This is a genomic window from Paraburkholderia sp. SIMBA_053 (assembly GCF_046534895.1).
GTDB lineage: Bacteria > Pseudomonadota > Gammaproteobacteria > Burkholderiales > Burkholderiaceae > Paraburkholderia > Paraburkholderia caledonica.
In genome coordinates this window covers 1-349 of sequence record NZ_JAWRXU010000253.1, presented here as the reverse complement: position 1 = coordinate 349, position 349 = coordinate 1, and the positions used below count along the sequence as shown (strand labels likewise).

General features: G+C 36.7%; 1 protein-coding gene. It reads left to right on the top strand.

Translation table 11 applies throughout. The features are described from left to right. Positions 1 to 107: 107 nt before the first annotated feature. Positions 108 to 349: response regulator (locus SB753_RS35500; RefSeq protein ID WP_410804759.1), on the top strand; the 242-nt coding region annotated here is incomplete at its 3' end.

Sequence of the window (349 nt, the reverse complement as noted above, 5' to 3'; positions counted from 1 at the left end):
GTATTAATCTATAGTGGTTCACTAAAAAGGAAGGTCTAACTAAACAGGAACTTCCCTTGTCCAAATGAAGTTTATTATATTTTGAACGATGAGAAAGGAGAACCTGCATGCAAAACTGTATTTTAATCGTTGAAGATGAAGAAATGATTGCGAGAGCTCTTCAAATTGAGCTTGAGCATGAAGGATACCAAGTATTCGTAGAGCACGAAGGAAAAAGCGGCCTTGAAGCTGCTTTACATAATAGTATTGATTTAGTTTTATTAGACGTCATGCTTCCAGAACTTAGCGGTATCGAAGTCCTTCGAAGAATTAGAAAAAAGAACGTCTACCTCCCTGTTATTCTTTTGAC